At 67.8% G+C, this 16,715-nt stretch carries 15 protein-coding genes; 4 read left to right on the forward strand and 11 right to left on the reverse strand.

The genetic code is table 11. The features are described 5' to 3' along the window. Both FW784_RS06740 and FW784_RS06745 read right to left on the reverse strand, forming a co-directional pair. Nucleotides 1-670 (reverse strand): PilN domain-containing protein (locus FW784_RS06740; RefSeq protein WP_149352591.1); only part of this gene is annotated, 670 nt, incomplete at its 3' end. Further along, nucleotides 670-1,728, reverse strand: coding sequence for a pilus assembly protein PilM (locus FW784_RS06745; protein ID WP_149352592.1), 1,059 nt, complete (start codon nucleotides 1,726-1,728; stop codon nucleotides 670-672). The genes FW784_RS06740 and FW784_RS06745, both read right to left, overlap by 1 nt. A 238-nt stretch (nucleotides 1,729-1,966) precedes the next feature. Between FW784_RS06745 and FW784_RS06750 the strand changes: the two genes are divergently transcribed. Both FW784_RS06750 and FW784_RS06755 read left to right on the forward strand, forming a co-directional pair. Continuing rightward, entirely contained in the window at nucleotides 1,967-4,495 is a 2,529-nt protein-coding gene (locus tag FW784_RS06750) for a penicillin-binding protein 1A (protein ID WP_149352593.1), read from the forward strand. A gap of 104 nt (nucleotides 4,496-4,599) precedes the next feature. Beyond that, nucleotides 4,600-5,259 carry a hypothetical protein gene (locus FW784_RS06755; RefSeq protein ID WP_149352594.1) on the forward strand — a complete coding sequence of 220 codons (660 nt, stop codon included), beginning with the start codon at nucleotides 4,600-4,602 and terminating at the stop codon, nucleotides 5,257-5,259. Between the two features lie 71 nt (nucleotides 5,260-5,330). Here FW784_RS06755 and FW784_RS06760 read toward each other — a convergent pair whose 3' ends face one another. The 9 genes from FW784_RS06760 to FW784_RS06800 form a co-directional block, all read right to left on the reverse strand. Next, nucleotides 5,331-6,632: a citrate synthase gene (locus FW784_RS06760; protein WP_149352595.1), complete on the reverse strand. Its 1,302-nt coding sequence runs from the start codon at nucleotides 6,630-6,632 to the stop codon at nucleotides 5,331-5,333. A 286-nt stretch (nucleotides 6,633-6,918) separates the two neighbouring features. Continuing rightward, a complete protein-coding gene (locus FW784_RS06765; protein ID WP_149352596.1) occupies nucleotides 6,919-7,164 on the reverse strand; it encodes a type B 50S ribosomal protein L31 in 246 nt (81 codons plus the stop codon). 79 nt (nucleotides 7,165-7,243) lie between these two features. Continuing rightward, nucleotides 7,244-8,176, reverse strand: a complete 933-nt coding sequence (locus FW784_RS06770) for a nucleoside hydrolase (RefSeq protein WP_149352597.1) — start codon at nucleotides 8,174-8,176, stop codon at nucleotides 7,244-7,246. 30 nt (nucleotides 8,177-8,206) lie between these two features. Further along, nucleotides 8,207-10,312, reverse strand: a complete 2,106-nt coding sequence (gene recG, locus FW784_RS06775; RefSeq protein ID WP_149352598.1) for an ATP-dependent DNA helicase RecG — start codon at nucleotides 10,310-10,312, stop codon at nucleotides 8,207-8,209. 1 nt (nucleotide 10,313) lies between these two features. Continuing rightward, entirely contained in the window at nucleotides 10,314-10,694 is a 381-nt protein-coding gene (locus tag FW784_RS06780) for a RidA family protein (RefSeq protein ID WP_149352599.1), read from the reverse strand. Between the two features lie 90 nt (nucleotides 10,695-10,784). Then, nucleotides 10,785-12,971: a RelA/SpoT family protein gene (locus tag FW784_RS06785; RefSeq protein WP_149352600.1), complete on the reverse strand. Its 2,187-nt coding sequence runs from the start codon at nucleotides 12,969-12,971 to the stop codon at nucleotides 10,785-10,787. A 153-nt stretch (nucleotides 12,972-13,124) separates the two neighbouring features. Beyond that, nucleotides 13,125-13,421, reverse strand: coding sequence for a DNA-directed RNA polymerase subunit omega (rpoZ, locus tag FW784_RS06790; protein ID WP_149352601.1), 297 nt, complete (start codon nucleotides 13,419-13,421; stop codon nucleotides 13,125-13,127). 98 nt (nucleotides 13,422-13,519) lie between these two features. Further along, nucleotides 13,520-14,155 carry a guanylate kinase gene (gene gmk, locus FW784_RS06795; RefSeq protein ID WP_149352602.1) on the reverse strand — a complete coding sequence of 212 codons (636 nt, stop codon included), beginning with the start codon at nucleotides 14,153-14,155 and terminating at the stop codon, nucleotides 13,520-13,522. Nucleotides 14,156-14,238: 83 nt separating this feature from the next. Continuing rightward, nucleotides 14,239-15,087: a YicC/YloC family endoribonuclease gene (locus FW784_RS06800; protein WP_149352605.1), complete on the reverse strand. Its 849-nt coding sequence runs from the start codon at nucleotides 15,085-15,087 to the stop codon at nucleotides 14,239-14,241. Between the two features lie 85 nt (nucleotides 15,088-15,172). Here FW784_RS06800 and rph point away from each other — a divergent pair, with 85 nt between their 5' ends. Together rph and rdgB are read left to right on the forward strand one after the other, a co-directional pair. Next, complete coding sequence (gene rph / locus FW784_RS06805; RefSeq protein WP_149352603.1) at nucleotides 15,173-15,910, forward strand: ribonuclease PH; 738 nt, start codon at nucleotides 15,173-15,175, stop codon at nucleotides 15,908-15,910. Nucleotides 15,911-15,950: 40 nt separating this feature from the next. Next, on the forward strand, nucleotides 15,951-16,550 hold the full coding sequence (gene rdgB / locus FW784_RS06810) for an RdgB/HAM1 family non-canonical purine NTP pyrophosphatase (protein ID WP_149352604.1): 600 nt from the start codon (nucleotides 15,951-15,953) through the stop codon (nucleotides 16,548-16,550). Nucleotides 16,551-16,715 lie beyond the last annotated feature (165 nt).

The following is a 16,715-nucleotide window of genomic DNA, read 5'->3' on the forward strand; positions in this document are numbered from 1 at the left end:
CCGGAGCGGCGACCGGTGCCGGCGCCGAGGTGGTGGCGGCCGGCGCCGCAGTGGCGGAGGCCGGCATCGGGGACGTCGTTACAGGCGCCGTGTCCGGCACGCCGTCGCCGTCCGTGTCGCGCGGCGCATTGGGGTCGGCCAGTTTGACCGCGAGCTTGAACTCGTAAGGAAGGCCCTTGTCTTCGCCCTTCGCTTCGATGATCGAAAGCTGCGGATCGGTCATCCAGCCGGAGCTTTCGAGGTTGCGCATGTAGGTACTGACGCGGGCGTTGGACTGCGAGCGTCCTTCGACCGTCAACGACTGGTCGTCCTGCTTGATAGACGTCAGGACGACGCCGTCCGGAATCGTGCGCACCAGCGAGTCGAACAGATGGACCATCTGCGAGCGGCTGGCCTGCAGCTTCTCGATCACTTCCTTGCGGGCGAGCAGCCGTGACTTTGTCTTGTTGAGCTCGGCGATCTCGGTGATCTGCTTGTCGACTTCGTCGATCTGCTGCTGGAGGTACGTGTTGCGCTCGTTCTGGCCGTCGATCTGCGCGCCGAAATACCAATTGATTGCCATCGCGAGGAGCAACGCGCCGACGGCGGTTGCGCCGAGCATCACGCCGAATTCTTTCTGTCGCTGCTTGCGGCGTTCGGCACGCCACGGGAGGAGGTTGATGCGTGCCATCAGTCGAAGCTCCTCAGCGCGAGCCCGCAGGCGATCATGAGCGAGGGGGCGTCCTGCGCCAGGGCGTGCGGCTGCACACGCGGCCCGAGCGTCATGTTCGCGAGCGGATTGGCGACCAGCGTCGGCACGCCGAGCTGGTCTTCGAGCATGCGGTCGATGCCGGTGATCGACGCGCCGCCGCCGGCGATGACCAGCTGGTCGACGCGGTTGAACTCGCTGCCGGCGTAGAAGAACTGCAAGAGGCGACTGATCTGCTGGACCATCGCCTCCTTGAACGGCTCCAGCACTTCGGTCTGGTAACCCTCGGGCAGCCCGCCCTGGCGCTTGGCCTGGCCGGCTTCCTCGTAGGACAGGCCGTACCGGCGCATGACCTCGTCGGTCAGCTGCTTGCCGCCGAAGACCTGTTCGCGCGAATAGATGGTGCGGCCGTTACGCAGCACGTAGAGCGTGGTCATCGTCGCGCCGGAGTCCACCAGCGCGACGAGTCCGTCGCGGGGCGTCTTGAGCTGCTCGGACAACAGCGCGAAAGCGTTCTCGATCGCGAAGCTCTCGACATCCATCACGCGGGCGGTCAGCCCGCCGAGTTCGAGCGCCGAGGCGCGGATCTCGACGTTCTCCGACCGGGAGGCCGCCAGCAGCACCTGCACCGTGTCGGGCGAGTTCGGCATCGGGCCGAGCACCTCGAAATCGAGGTTGACCTCTTCGATCGGGTACGGAACGTAGTTGGCGGCTTCCAGCTCGACCTGGGCCTCGAGCTCGTCACCATTCAGGTCGGCTGGCATCGGAATCACCTTGGTGATCACCGCGGAACCGGCGACGGCGGCCGACGCGCCGCGTGCCCGGGTGCCGGAGCGCGCCACGGCGCGCTTGATGGCCTCGCCCACCGCCTCTACCTCGACGATGTTCTTTTCCACCACGGCATTGGGCGGCAGCGGTTCCACCGCATAGTGCTCGACCCGGTAGCGATTACCGGACCGCGACAGCTGCAAGAGCTTGACGGCGGTCGAGCTGATATCCACGCCGACCAATGCCGGCTGGCTCTTCGTGATCACGCCCACTTCGAATCTCCCCTGCCGCAGGCGTTAGGTGCGCTTCATGCGGCACTGCCTAGATAACGGACTTTTCACCCCGTGGCAACAGCCACATCACGATTCGTGATGGGCTCCGCCAAATAACCGTCACCGCCGGGGTCGGGAGATCGCCATCCCGAATGCCGGTATTCCGACGTCGGTCCCTGCGGAGCAGCGAGGTGCCTCCTCTATACTCGCAACGGATTCTTTACGTGATATTTCCCCGATGCCCCGTTTCCGCCGCCTCCTCCGCTGGGCGCTGTTCGCGACCGCGGGCCTGATCGTTCTTGGTCTGATCGCCGCCGGCGCGCTCTACGCCGTCATCGCGCCCAAGCTTCCCGACGTCGAGACCCTGCGCGATGTCCAGCTGCAGGAGCCGATGTACGTCTACGCGAAGGACGGCCGCCTGATGGCGCTGTTCGGCGAGACGCGGCGCTATCCGGTCGACATCGAGAAGGTGCCCGACCTTCAGAAGAAGGCGTTCATCGCCATCGAGGACGCGCGCTTCTACCAGCACCACGGTGTCGACCTGCAGGGCATCGCGCGCGCGGTGTGGCTGCTGGCGACCACCCACGACAAGCGCGTGCCCGGCGGCTCCACCATCACCCAGCAGGTCGCGCGCCAGTTCTTCCTGAGCAACGAGTACAGCTACACGCGCAAGCTCGCCGAGATGCTTCTGGCGATGCGAATGGAGCGCGAGCTCAGCAAGGACGAGATCTTCGAGCTGTACCTCAACGTCAGCTTCTTCGGCAATCGCGCGTACGGCGTGGCCGCGGCGTCCGAGTACTACTACGGCAAGCCCCTCACCGAGCTCTCGCTCGACGAGATGGCGTCGCTGGCGGGCATCCCGAAGTTTCCGTCGAGCGCCAACCCGATCAGCAACCCCGGGCGGGCCAAGCTGCGGCGCGACTACATCCTCGACCGGATGGCGGAGCTCAAGTTCATCACGCCGTCGCAGGCCGCTGCCTCCAAGGCAGTGCCGATGCATGCCACTCCGCACGAGCGCAAGGTCGAGGTGTACGCGCCGTACGTGGCCGAAATGGTGCGGCAGGAGATGATCACGCGTTACGGCCCCGAGGCGCTTACGAAGGGCTACCACGTCACCACCACCATCGACCCGGTGCTGCAGGTCGCAGCCGACGCCGCGGTGCGCGAGGGGCTGCATACGTACGACGTCCGCCACGGCTGGCGCGGGGCCGAACGCCACTTCGATCTTGCCGATGGTGAAGACGCCAAGGCGGCCGCGCGGCGACTGCTCACGATTCCGACGCAGGGCGAGCTGCTGCCGGCGATCGTGCTGTCCGCTAGCGCGGGCGACGCGGAACTGGCGCTCGCGGATGGCCGCACCATTACGCTCGATACTGCACATGCGTGGCAGGGCATGAGCCTCGCGTCGCTCAAGCGCGGCGACCTGGTTCGCGTGCGTCGCGACGTACCCAAGGCCAACGCGGACTCGAAAGCGCCGGCACCTGTCGTCATGGCCTCGTATCGCCTGACGCAGATGCCGCGGGCACAGGCGGCGCTGGTGTCGATCGACGCGATGAACGGTGCGGTGCGCGCGCTCACCGGTGGCTACAGCTTTGCCGGCAACAAGTTCAACCGTGCGACGCAGGCCAAGCGCCAGCCCGGTTCAAGCTTCAAACCCTTCGTGTATGCGGCATCGTTCGAGCGCGGCTTCAACCCCGCATCGATCGTCCTCGACGCTCCCGTGGTGTTCCGCGATCGCGTTGGCCACCTCTGGCGGCCGCAGAACGATACGGGCAACTTCGCGGGCCCGATGAGGCTACGCGAAGCGATCGTGCAGTCGCGCAACCTCGTATCGGTCCGTCTGCTCGATGCGATCGGCGTCGACTACGCACGCAAGTACATCAGCCACTTCGGTTTCGACGAGGCGTCGCTGCCGCCGAACCTGTCGATGTCGCTGGGCACTGCGTCGCTGACGCCGCTGTCGGTGGCGCGCGGCTACGCCGTGCTCTACAACGGCGGCTACCGCATCACGCCGTGGTTCATCGATACGGTCAAGGACCGCAACGGCGCCGTCATCTTCAAGGAAAAACCCCTGGTCGGCTGCCACGGTTGCGCAGTGGTCGCGAACGCGAGCGGCGCCGCGACGAACACGGCATCCACCGTCGTCGACGGTTTCAACCTCGGCCCCAGTGCTGCACCGTCGAGCGCGACCGCCGGCAGGCCCACCGCGGCAGGCGACAAGAAGGCCGCCTCGACGACGACGAAGCCCGACGTGACCGGCATGACCCTGGCGCCGCGCGCAATCGACGAACGCATCGGCTACCAGGTCGTCTCCATGCTGCGTGACGTCGTGCTGCGCGGCACGGGAACTGCGGCGAAGGTGCTCGGACGCGAAGACGTCGGCGGCAAGACCGGCTCGACCAATGACCACCGCGACGCCTGGTTCTCCGGCTTCGGCGGCCCGTACATCACGACGGTCTGGGTCGGCCGCGACGACTTCAAGTCCCTCGGCTACCGCGAGTACGGCGGCAAGGCGGCGCTGCCGATCTGGATCGACTACATGCGCGTCGCGCTGAAGGACCAGCCCATCCAGCCGAACGATCCGCCAGAAGGCATGGTGAAGGTCAGCGTCGGCGCCGGGGGACGGCTGACTGCCGGCGCCACGGGCGGCATCACCGAGTGGGTGAAAGCCGAAGATCTCGAGCGCATGCAGAACGATGTCGACTACGGTCCTGCGTCGACGCAGAAGCAGGAACAGGGCTCCGAAGAGTCCTACGACATCTTCTGAACGGGCGTCGGCGCGCGACACCGCGCGTCGACACGGCCGTGCTAGCGTTCAGGCGCCGGTGATCGCCGGTGGCGGAGACCCGCCTCGCCTGCCACGGAGCCGCCATGCGCCCTGCCCGTCAGCACGCACACCAGCACGCCCAGTCCCGCCTGCGGGAGCGCCGCGAACGACTCGCCAGCGAAGCCGCACGGCTCATGGCGGAAAGCGGGATCGCCAATTACCACCAGGCAAAGCTCAAGGCCGCCGAACGCCTCGGCATCAGCGACGACGCATCGCTGCCGCGCAACACCGAAATCGAAACCGCACTGCGCCAGTACCAGCGCCTGTTCGGTCGCGAGACCGCGGGCGAGCTGCATCGTCGTCGCGAGGCGGCGCTGGAGGCGCTGCGCTTCTTCCGCGCATTCGAGCCGCGGCTCGTCGGCCCGGTGCTCGAAGGAACCGCCCACACCCACTCGCCGGTGATGCTGCACCTGCACGCCGATGATGCCGACGCCGTGCACCGGTTCTTCGTCGAGCACGACATCCCGGCTCAGCCGCGCAGCCGGCGGCTGCGGCTCGATCGCCATCGCGAGGCGGACGTGCCGGTCTGGACCTTCAGCGCCGACAACGTGCCGTTCGACGTGACGGTGTTGCCGCATGACGTGCTGCGCCAGGCACCGCTATCGCCGGTCGACGAGAAGCCGATGCGACGTGCGAGCCAGGCGCAACTGCGGCAGATCGTGGCCGAGGCCGAGATCGACGGATTCGAGCGCGGGCTGGGCTGAAGCGCCGCCCGAAAACGACGAAGCCGCGGACATGCCGCGGCTTCGATTCAACGCAAACAGCGGTCAGCGAGTCAGCGCTTGCCGGCGTCCACGTAGTCGCGCTGCGTGGCGCCCGTGTAGATCTGGCGCGGGCGACCGATCTTGTTCTCCGGGTCCTCCTGCTGCTCAAGCCAGTGGCTCACCCAGCCCGCGGTGCGCGCGATCGCGAACATCACCGTGAACATCTCCACCGGGATTCCCAGTGCCTTGTAGATCAGGCCCGAATAGAAGTCGACGTTGGGGTAGAGCTTGCGCGACACGAAGTACTCGTCCTTCAGCGCCGCCTCTTCAAGCTTCAGCGCCACCTCGAGCAGCGGGTCGTTGACGCCCAGCTCGCCGAGCACGTCGTGCGTCATCTTGCGAACCAGGGCAGCGCGCGGGTCGTAGTTCTTGTAGACGCGGTGGCCGAAGCCCATCAGGCGGAAGCCCGAGTTCTTGTCCTTCGCCTTGTCGACTGCGGACTGCACGTTTTCCGGGCGTCCGATCTCAGCAAGCATCTTCAGGACGGCCTCGTTCGCCCCGCCATGCGCCGGGCCCCACAACGCTGCGACGCCGCCGGCGATGCAGGCATACGGGTTCGCGCCGGTCGAGCCGATCAGGCGCACGGTCGACGTCGAGGCGTTCTGCTCGTGGTCGGCGTGCAGGATGAAGAGCAGGTCGAGCGCCTTGGCCGCGACCGGGTTCAGGTCGAGCGGCTCGGCCGGCACTTCCTTCATCATGTGGAGGAAGCGCGTCGTGTAGTCGAGCGAATTCTTCGGGTAGCGGATCGGCCAGCCGATCGAATAGCGGTGGCAGGCGGCGGCGATCGTCGGCACCTTCGCGATCAGGCGGATCGCGGCGAGGCGGCGCTGCGCCGGGTCTTCGAGGTCGAGTTCGTTGTGGTAGAAGCTCGCCATCGAGCCGAGCATGCCCACGAGCATCGCCATCGGATGCGCGTCGTGGCGGAAGCCGTACAGGAACGTGCGGAACGCCTCGTGCATCATCGTGTGATGCGTGACTTCGTGCTCGAAAGACGACGCCTGCTGCGCATCCGGCAGCTCGCCGTTCATGAGCAGGTAGGCGACCTCGAGGAAGTTCGACTTCTCGGCGAGTTGCTCGATCGGATAGCCGCGATAAAGCAGCACGCCCGCGTCGCCATCGATGTACGTGATCGCCGACTTGCAGCTAGCCGTGGCGGTGAAGCCGGGGTCGTAGGTGAAGCAGCCCGTTTCCTTGGGCAACTTCGCGATGTCGATGCACGGCGCGCCGAGGGTCGGATGCTGCACGGGCAGGGTCACGTTGGCATCGCCAGCGGTCAGGGTGACCTGCTGCAGGCCGGATTGGGTCTCGGACACGGAGCGCTCCTGTGGGGCATGCGGCGACGCCGCGCGGGAGGAGATAGGTTCGTTCGCGGGTGCGCCGCTAGCCGCGCATTATCGCACATACGCCCGCGTCGGCCGGCGCAGACAAAGGTCCAATGGACCGTGTGCGGCGCGCTCACTGACGAGGTCCTTCGAACCACACGCACGCAGGCGCGACAGGCAATACGGCCGTCGTCACCAGCACCGGTCACGCAAACGACAACGGCCGCCCCAAGGGCAGCCGTCGTTCGAAGCTTGGAAGCGACCGGACGGAGCCGGATTACTTCTTGCCGTAGCGCTGCCGGAACTTGTCCACGCGGCCGCCGGCATCGAGGATCTTGTTCTTGCCGGTATAGAACGGGTGCGATGCCGACGAGATGTCGACCTTCACCAGCGGGTATTCGTTGCCGTCTTCCCACTTGACCGACTCCTTGCTGCCAAGGGTCGAGCGGGTGAGGAATGCGAAATCCGAGGTGACGTCCTGGAAAACGACGTCGCGGTATTCGGGATGGATGCCGGTCTTCATGGCATTCACCAATCAGGATATGGGAGCCCGGCAGTATAAGGGGCGTGGCGAGCCGGTGCAAGCTGCGTGATGGGCGGCCTCAGGCGCCTAGCGCCGCCCGCATTCGGCGCTCGAACGCGGCCTGGTCATACCGCATGAGAATGCGGCAGTTGTCGGGGGCCCCGCCCTCCCGGCGCCAATCGACGATCGTGGCGCCGCGCGTATGGCGGCCGTCAATCTCGATGGCCACGGGTCGCTCGGCCAGCTCGCTCGCGCCGTCCGGCTCGAGGGCATACGCCATCGCGAGCGCGTCCGCCGAGTGCCAGTGGTCGCCGCGACGGTCGTTGGCCCAATCGCGCGTCTTCTTCGAGATCGAGTCGTAGAAGCGCGCCTTCGTCGAATCGGCCTGCAGCCAGCGTTCGAACTCGTCGTGCGCGAAGCCGTGCGCCATCGTCGCCTCCCAGTCCGCGAGGTCGATGTGGGGGAAGCCTTCGAAGACGATGCGCGCAGCTTCCGGGTCGAAGGCGATGTTGAACTCGGCCGCGGGGGTGATGTTGCCGTGGCCGGTAATCGCCCCGCCCATCACGACGAAGCGCGCGACGCGCGACGGAAGGGTCGGATCGAGCTTCAGCGCCAACGCCACGTTCGTGAGGGGGCCCAGTGCCACCAGCAACAGTTGCCCCGCGTGCTCGTGCGAGAGCCGCAGGATCGCAAGCGCCGCATGCTCGGCTTGTGGCTGGCGCGTCGCCTTCGCGTAAGCGGTGTCGCCGAAACCGTCACGGCCGTGCACGTAGGCGGCGTCGCGCGCCGGATGCAGCAGTGGCGACGCGCATCCGGCGAACACCGGAACGTCCACGCCAGCGACTTCGCAGAGTTTCAACGCGTTGGCGACGGTGTGCTCGAGGCCGACGTTGCCGGCAGCGATGCTCAGGCCGACGATGCGATGGCGCACATCGTCGAATGCCATCAGCAGGGCCAGCGCGTCGTCCACGCCGGGATCGGTATCGATGAGTAATGGAATGCGATCGGTCATCGCGCGATTATGCGCGATGGATGGCGTGTGTCATGCCGAGGCGTATCGCACCGCGTTACCAACCCAGCGCGCGACGATGCGTTCACCGAGTTCCGGCGCTCGCTCGGCGATCTGTTCGCCGAGCGCGTGCACGCGTGGCATGAGGTCGGCATCGCGCGTGAGATCGGCCACGCGGAACTCGGCGATCCCGGTCTGCCGCGTGCCGAGCAGTTCGCCCGGGCCACGTAGTTCCAGATCGCGCTCGGCGATCACGAAGCCATCGTTGGTCTCGCGCATGGTCGCGAGCCGCTCGCGCGCCATCTGCGACAGCGGCGACTGGTAGAGCAGCACGCAACTCGATACCGCGCTGCCGCGCCCTACCCGGCCCCGCAACTGGTGCAGCTGCGACAGTCCGAGGCGCTCCGCGTTCTCGATGATCATCAGCGATGCATTGGGGACGTCCACGCCGACCTCGATGACCGTCGTCGCCACCAGCAGGTCGACCTGGCCGGTCTTGAAGGCAAGCATCGCCGCCTGCTTTTCGGCGGGGCGCATGCGACCGTGCACCAGCCGCAGCCGCAGTTCCGGCAACTGCGCGGCGAGCTGTTCGAACGTGGTCTGCGCCGCGCTCGCCACGACCTCGTCGCTCTCGTCGATCAATGTGCACACCCAGTACGCCTGCCGGCCCTCGGCACACGCGCGACGGATGCGCTCGACGAGTTCGGGACGGCGCTCAGAGGCGAGCACGACCGTCGTGACCGGCGTGCGGCCCGGCGGCAGTTCGTCGATCGTGGAGACATCGAGATCGGCGTACGCGGCCATCGCCAGCGTGCGCGGAATCGGCGTGGCGGTCATCACCAGCTGATGCGGCACCGTGCCGCGCCCACGCGGCCCCTTGTCGACGAGCGCCAGCCGCTGGTGCACGCCGAAACGGTGCTGCTCGTCGACGATGGCAAGCGCGAGGTCATGGAACACCACGCCTTCCTGCATGAGCGCGTGCGTGCCGACAACCATCTGCGCTGCGCCCGATGCGACGTCGGCGAGGACGGCTGCGCGCGCCTTGCCCGTGACTTTGCCGGCCAGCCATGCGACGCGTACGCCGAGCGGCTCGAGCCAGAGGCGCAGGTTGACGAGGTGTTGCTCGGCGAGCAGCTCGGTGGGCGCCATCAACGCGGCCTGCTGACGCTGGCCCACCGCGAGCAACGCAGCCATCGCGGCGACGACGGTCTTGCCGGAGCCCACGTCGCCCTGCACGAGGCGCAACATCGGCACCGGCTGCGCGAGGTCGGCGGCGATCTCGCCGAAAACGCGCGACTGTGCGGCGGTAAGCCGGAACGGCAGTGCGTCGCGAAGCCCTTGCGCCAGCTTGGCGTCAGCGAGTGCGGGCGCCGCATGCGCGCGGTGCGCGCGCCGTTGACCGCGCAGGCTCAGGTGATGCGCGAGCAGTTCTTCCAGGGCCAGCCGTCGTTGAGCCGGGTGGCGTCCGCACAGCAGCGCGGCGATGTCGTCGTCGGCCGCCGGGCGATGCACGGTCAGCAAGGCCTGCCGCAGCGATGGCAACCCGAGGTCCGACCACCACGCGGTCGGCAACAACTCGAGGGCTTCGTCCGGCGGCAGGCGATCCAGCGCGAGACCGATCAGGCGTCGCAGCGTTGCCGGCGCAACGCCCTCGATCTGCGGATACACCGGATCGAGTGCGCTGCCGAGCACCGCGTCGGCCTCGACCGGGCGATAACTCGGATGCACGATCTCCAGCCCCTGCGGCCCGAGTCGCGGCGTGCCGAAGCAGCGGAACCGCGCTCCGGGCTCGAACTGCGCCACCTGCGCCGCCCGAAAATGGAAGAAGCGCAGCAACAACGTGGCGCGCGAGTCGTCCGAGATCGCGACCTTCAGCATCGGCCGATAGCGGAAGCCCTTCTCCACCGCGTCGACGACGCCTTCCACCTGCGCCGCAGTGCCCGGCTGGAGGTCGCGGATCGGCACGATCCGGGTGCGATCCTCGTACCCGCGCGGCAGTTGCAACCACAGGTCCTGCACCATCGACAGCCCGCGCGACGCGAGCTTTTCGGCGAGTGCGGGCCCGCAGCCACGCAGCGTCGTCAGCGGCGCATTGCCGGCCGGCGCAATGGCCGGCGTCGATCGCGCCGGGCGCGGCATCTCAGCCGAGCACGAGGATCGCGTCGACCTCGAAGCGGGCGCCCTTCGGCAGCCCCGCGACTTCGATCGTCGAACGTGCGGGGTACGGCGCCTGGAAGTACTCGGCCATCACGGCGTTGACGGCCGCGAAGTCACCGAGGTCGGCGAGGTACAGGCCCAGCCGCACCACGCCGTCGAGCGATCCACCCGCGGCCTCGCAGACCGCGCGCAGGTTGTCGAATGCCCGGCGCGTCTGCGTGCCGATGTCGCCGTCGACCAACGCCCCGGTCGCGGGATCGAGCGGAATCTGGCCGGACAGGAAGACGGTATCGCCAGCGCGCACGGCCTGCGAATACGGGCCGATAGCGGCGGGTGCGAGGTCGGTATGGACGGGCGTTCGCATGGGCAGGGCCGTTGTGGGGACGCGCGAATAGTAAGCGCTGGATATTCCGCCATTCTCACGCGGCCCGTCGCAGTGCATGCGACGCGCCCGCTAGATGCGTTGCACGCCGAGGGCCACGTTGAGCTTGCGAACCTTGCGGATGACGTCCGCCAGATGGCTGCGGCTGGTCACCTCGATTCCGAATCGCAGCACCGCGACGTTCGCGTCGCGCTCGATGTACTCGACGCGATCGATGTTGGCCTTTGCGTCCGCAATGCCCGCGGCCACCTGCGCGAGCGCACCCGGCCGGTTGTCGACCTCGATCTTGAGCGCCGCGTGGAAATCGCCATGCACCACGCGATCCCAGCCGATCGGCACCCAGCGATCCGGCGACTTGCGGTAGTCGACGACGTTCGGGCAATCGATGCGGTGCACGACGATGCCGCGGCCGGCGGTGTGGTAACCCATGATCTCGTCGCCCGGCACCGGCAGGCAGCAGACGGCGAACGAGATGACGCCCTTCTCGTTGCCGGTGATCAGGATCCGGTCCTGCGGCGCGTGCACGTAGTTCTCGGCGCGGCGTTGCAGGTTCTGGCCCCGCTCGCGGACCAGCGCGAGCGCCACCTGCTGCGGCATGCGGTTGCCGAGCGCGATCTCGGCCAGCAGCGCTTCCAGGCGTGGATAGCGGTGCTCGGAGAGGTAGGCCTCGAGCCGCGCGGCCGGCACGCGCTCGAGCGAGGTATCGAGCGCCTCGAGCGCACGGTCGAGCATGCGATGGCCGATCTGCACGGCGTCCTCGTGCTCGAGCTGCTTGAGCTGCTGGCGGATCGCCGTACGTGCCTTGCCGGTGACCACGAACTCCAGCCATTGCGGCTTCGGCGCGGACGAGCGCGCGGTGATCACGTCGACGCGCTGGCCGCTGACCAGCTTGGTGCGAAGCGGCACCAGCTTGCCATCGACGCGCGAGGCCACCGCGGTGTTTCCGATGTCGGTATGCACCGCGTACGCGAAATCGAGCGATGTCGAATTGCGCGGCAGGCTCAGGATGTCGCCCTTCGGCGTGAATACGTAGACCTCGTCCGGGAACAGGTCGACCTTGACGTTCTCGAGGAACTCCAGCGACGAGCCTGCGGACCGCTGGCTTTCGACGAGATTCGTGATCCAGTGGTGCGCGCGGCTCTGCGCGCCATTGAACCCGTCGCCGCCAAACTTGTACGACCAGTGCGCCGCGATGCCGCGCTCGGCGACGAGGTCCATCTCCTCGGTACGAATCTGCACTTCCACCGGCGAGCCGTAGGGCCCGAACAGCACGGTGTGCAGCGACTGGTAGCCGTTCGCCTTCGGGATCGCGATGAAGTCGCGGAAACGCGAGTCCAACGGTTTGTACGCACTGTGCGCGACACCCAACGCCCGGTAGCAGTCGCCGACGTTGCGCACGACCACTCGGAAGCCGAACACGTCCATCACCTGCTTGAAGCTTTTGTGCTCCGTGCGCATCTTCGTGTAGATGCTCCACGGGGATTTGACCCGGCTCACCAGCCGGTGCATGAGCTTGTCCTTCGCGAGCTTCTGCGCGAGGTTCGCCTCGATCTGCGTGAGCAACTCGCGACGCATCACCGGCTGCGTCAGGATGCGGCGCGAGATGACCGCGTGTCGCCACGGGTGCAGGCCGCGGAAACCGTGGTCCTGCAGTTCGGCCTTGAACAGGTTCATGCCCAGGCGCTGCGCGATCGGCGCATAGATCTCGATCGTCTCGCGCGCGATGCGTTTGCGCGACTCGGGGCTTTGCGCGCCGAGCGTCCGCATGTTGTGCAGCCGGTCGGCGAGCTTGATGAGGATGACGCGCAGGTCGCGCGACATCGCCAACAGCATCTTGCGGAAACTCTCCGCCGCGGCTTCCTGCCGGTCGCGGAACTGCAGCTTGTCGAGTTTGGTCACGCCTTCGACCAGCTCGGCGACCGTCGGCCCGAACTCTTCGACCAGCTGCGCGTGCGACAGCTCGGTGTCCTCCAGCGTGTCGTGCAGGATCGCCGCGATCAGCGTCTCGACGTCCAGGCCCTGCTCGGCCAGTACCTGCGCCACCGCAACGGGATGCGTGATGTAGGGCTCGCCGGATTTACGCGTCTGGCCCGCGTGCGCCTCGGCACCCAGGCGCCATGCCTTGACGAGCAGCGCTCGCTGGTCGTCGTCGAGATACGCGGCCGCTCGCTCCAGCTCGCGGACGTACTCCGGCACCTCGCCGGTCGGAACCGGCAATGGCACGGCTTTCGGGCTGGTGACGCGATCAAAAGAACTCATCGAATCCGACTATACGGCCGGCTCAGGGTGGCGCAATGCTTTCACCGCGACGCCGCGCCTGCCGCTTCGCCGGGATCTACGTTCATGGCGTCAACCTGAAATGAAAAACCCCGCGCAGGCGGGGTTTTCCGGGCAGCGAGGTAAGACGCTGGATCAGTCGTCGCCCTTCGAGAGGTCGTCGTCGGCGACCACTTCCGCGGCGGCCCACTCAAGCGCCTCGCGCTCCTTGCGCTCGCGCTCGGCCTTTTCGACGGCATCGATGTAATCGGTGTCGATCCGGCGCGAGGCGATTTCGCGCAGGGCGAGCACGGTCGGCTTGTCGTTCGAGTCGTTCTCGATCTGGGCATCGACGCCGCCGGCGAGCTGGCGGGCGCGCTTGGCAGCCATCATGACGAGCTCGAAGCGGTTGTCGACGACCTTCAGGCAATCTTCTACGGTGATGCGGGCCATGGAGCTCCCGGCGGCCGAACGGCACGCCACGTGGGTCGAAAGGGGATGGCAGTGTAGGCCGGCCCCGGCAGCGAGGCAAGCCTTTCCTTTGGAATCAGTCAGTTAGCCGGCCAGGACGGCTCGTCGGCGAGCAACGCGGTGATCAGCCGGGAATGCCGGGCGATCTGCGGATCGCGACGAAGCCGACTCGCGGTGAAGATCGCGCACATCTCGGCGACCGCGGCTTCGAAGTCCTCGTTCACCACCAGGTAGTCGAACTCGCCGTAGTGGCTCATCTCGTCGCGGGCTGCGAGCAGCCGCTGCTGCATCACCGCCTCGGTGTCCTGGCCGCGCTTGCGCATCCGCTCTTCGAGCGCGGCCCGCGACGGCGGCAGGATGAACACGCTGATCGCGTCCGGCACCTTGGCGCGGACCTGGCGCGCGCCCTGCCAGTCGATCTCCAGAAGCACGTCGCGGCCGGCGTTCAACTGCGGCTCGACCGACTGCCGGGCCGTGCCCTTCCAGTCGCCGTGGACCAGCGCGTGCTCGAAGAAGTCGCCGGCGCCCACCATCGACTGGAAGCCGTCGGCGGTGACGAAGTGGTAGTGCTCGGCGTGCCGCTCGCCCGGCCGCGGCGCGCGCGAGGTGAACGAGATCGACAGCGCGATGTTGGGATCGCGGGCGAGCACCGCGTTGACGATGCTCGATTTGCCCGCGCCGGACGGCGCCGCCACGATGAAGAGGGTTCCGCGCATGGGCCGTTTCGATCGTCTGCGGGTATCGGCGGGGCCGGGCTGCCGAATGCTAACCGCTTTGGCGGCCGCCCTGTCCGGCGCGGCTATTCGAGGTTCTGGACCTGCTCGCGGATCTGGTCGATCAGCACCTTGAGATCAATCGCCGCCGCGGACGTGCGGCTGTCCACCGACTTGCTGCCGAGCGTATTGGCCTCGCGATTGAACTCCTGGAGCAGGAAGTCGAGGCGACGGCCCACCGCCTCGCGCAGCTTCAGCACCCGACGGGCCTCGCTGAGGTGCGCGTCGAGGCGATCGAGCTCCTCGTCGATATCGAGCTTCTGGAGCGCGAGCACCAGTTCCTGCTCGATGCGACCGGGATCGACCGGAACCGGGAGGTCGGCCAGCCGCGACTGCAGGCGCGTGCGCTGGCCTTCGCGGATCGCCGGGATGCATTCGCGCACGACGTCGCGGATGGACGCGATCCCGTCGAGGCGTTCGGTGATCGCCTGCGCCAGCTTGCCGCCTTCGCGCTCGCGTGCGGCGACGAATTCGTCGAGGACGGCGTCGAGCAGCGCGAGCGCATCGCCCTGCAGCGCGGCCGTGTCGACGCCCTCGCTCTTCACCACTCCGGGAATCAGCAGCAACTGCGAGAAGTCGGTGCGCAGGCCGGGGAATTCGTTTTCCAGCTCGCGCGACAGGCGCGAGAGTTCGGTGAGGCGGCCGCGATCGACCTGTAACGCGCCGGCGCCGTCGACCGCGCGAAAGCGAAGGCTCACGTCGACCTTGCCGCGACTGATACGCGCGCCAATGCGTTCGCGCAGCGCGGGTTCCAGCGCGCGCAACTCGTCCGGCAGGCGCGTGGCGATCTCGAGGAAGCGGTGGTTCACGCTGCGCAGCTCGCACGTAAGCGTGCCGTGGGCGGTCGTGGATTCACCGCCTGCGAAGGCGGTCATGCTGCGGATGGACATCGCGACTCCGGCCCGGGCCTCGGGGGCGTGGATGGTACGCTCACGCGCCGTCGCCCGGATATCGCCGCCCATGAGCGCGACCGCACCGTTTTCACGTCCGTCCGGCCGCGCGCCCGACGAACTGCGCGCCATCCGCATCACGCGCGGATTCACCAAACATGCCGAAGGCTCCGTCCTTGTCGAGTTCGGCGACACCCGCGTGCTGTGCACCGCGTCGGTCGAGAACCGCGCTCCCGGCTTCCTGCGCGGCAAGAGCGAAGGCTGGGTCACCGGCGAATACGGAATGCTTCCGCGGGCGACGCACACCCGCAACGATCGCGAGGCGGCGCGCGGCAAGCAGGGTGGGCGCACCCTCGAGATCCAGCGCCTGATCGGACGCTCGCTGCGCGCGTGCGTCGACCGCCGCCTGCTGGGCGAACGCACGATCACGCTCGACTGCGACGTGCTGCAGGCCGATGGCGGCACCCGCACCGCCGCGATCACGGGCGCCTACGTCGCGCTGGTCGACGCTGTGCAGGGATTGCTGTCGCGCGGCGACCTCAAGCGTGATCCGGTGTTCGGTGCGGTCGCAGCCGTCTCCGTCGGCATCTACCGCGGCGTCCCGGTGCTCGACCTCGACTACGCCGAGGACAGCGATTGCGATACCGACATGAATGTCGTCATGAACGATGGCGGCGGGTTCATCGAGCTGCAGGGCACCGCGGAGGGCCACGCCTTTCGACGCGATGAACTCGATGCGCTCACGGCGCTGGCGGAAGCCGGAATCGCGCAGCTCGTCACGCTCCAGCGCGAGGCGCTCGGCCGCTGATCCACCCTGCGTACACCGTCGCGGCGCGACGATGCGGCGCATGAAGCTCGTCGTTGCCAGCGGAAACCCCGGAAAGCTTGCCGAGTTCGCCCGCCTGCTGGCGCCGCTCGGGCTCGACTGCGTGCCGCAGTCCGGCTTCGGCGTCGACGACGTGGAAGAGACCGGCCTGACCTTCGTCGAAAACGCGCTGCTGAAGGCGCGGCATTGCGCACGGGTGAGCGGGTTGCCGGCGCTGGCCGATGATTCCGGGCTGTGCGTCGATGCGCTTGGCGGCGCACCGGGCCTCTACTCGGCGCGCTATGCCGGAAAGGACGCCACCGCCGCGGCCAACATCGAGAAGCTGCTCGACGCGCTGCGCGGCCGCCCCGATGCGGAGCGCGGCGCCTACTTCCACGCTGCGATCGTGCTCCTGCGTCACCCAGCCGATCCGCGACCGCTGATCGCCGAAGGCAGCTGGCACGGCCGCATCCTCGCAGCGCCGCGCGGCGTATCTGGATTCGGATACGACCCCGTATTCCTCGATCCGGCCAGCGGCCTTTCAGCCGCCGAGCTGGATCCCGCAACCAAGGCACGGATCAGTCATCGCGGCCGCGCTGTAGGGGCGCTGGCCGCGAAACTCGCCGAAGGGAGCACCCCATGAACGGCATGCAGCATCCGCTCGACGTCGGCTGGCAGGCGCGGCCCCCGGCCCTGGCATTCGCCTGCGCCGCGGGCGTGTTCTTCGCGCTGCTGGCGGCGGTCAGGCTCGGGCCCATGGCCGGGCTCGTCGTGGTGCTGGCCTCGGCGGTCGCCGCGATGGCGCGCA

The organism is Cognatilysobacter lacus (assembly GCF_008274655.1).
GTDB lineage: Bacteria > Pseudomonadota > Gammaproteobacteria > Xanthomonadales > Xanthomonadaceae > Cognatilysobacter > Cognatilysobacter lacus.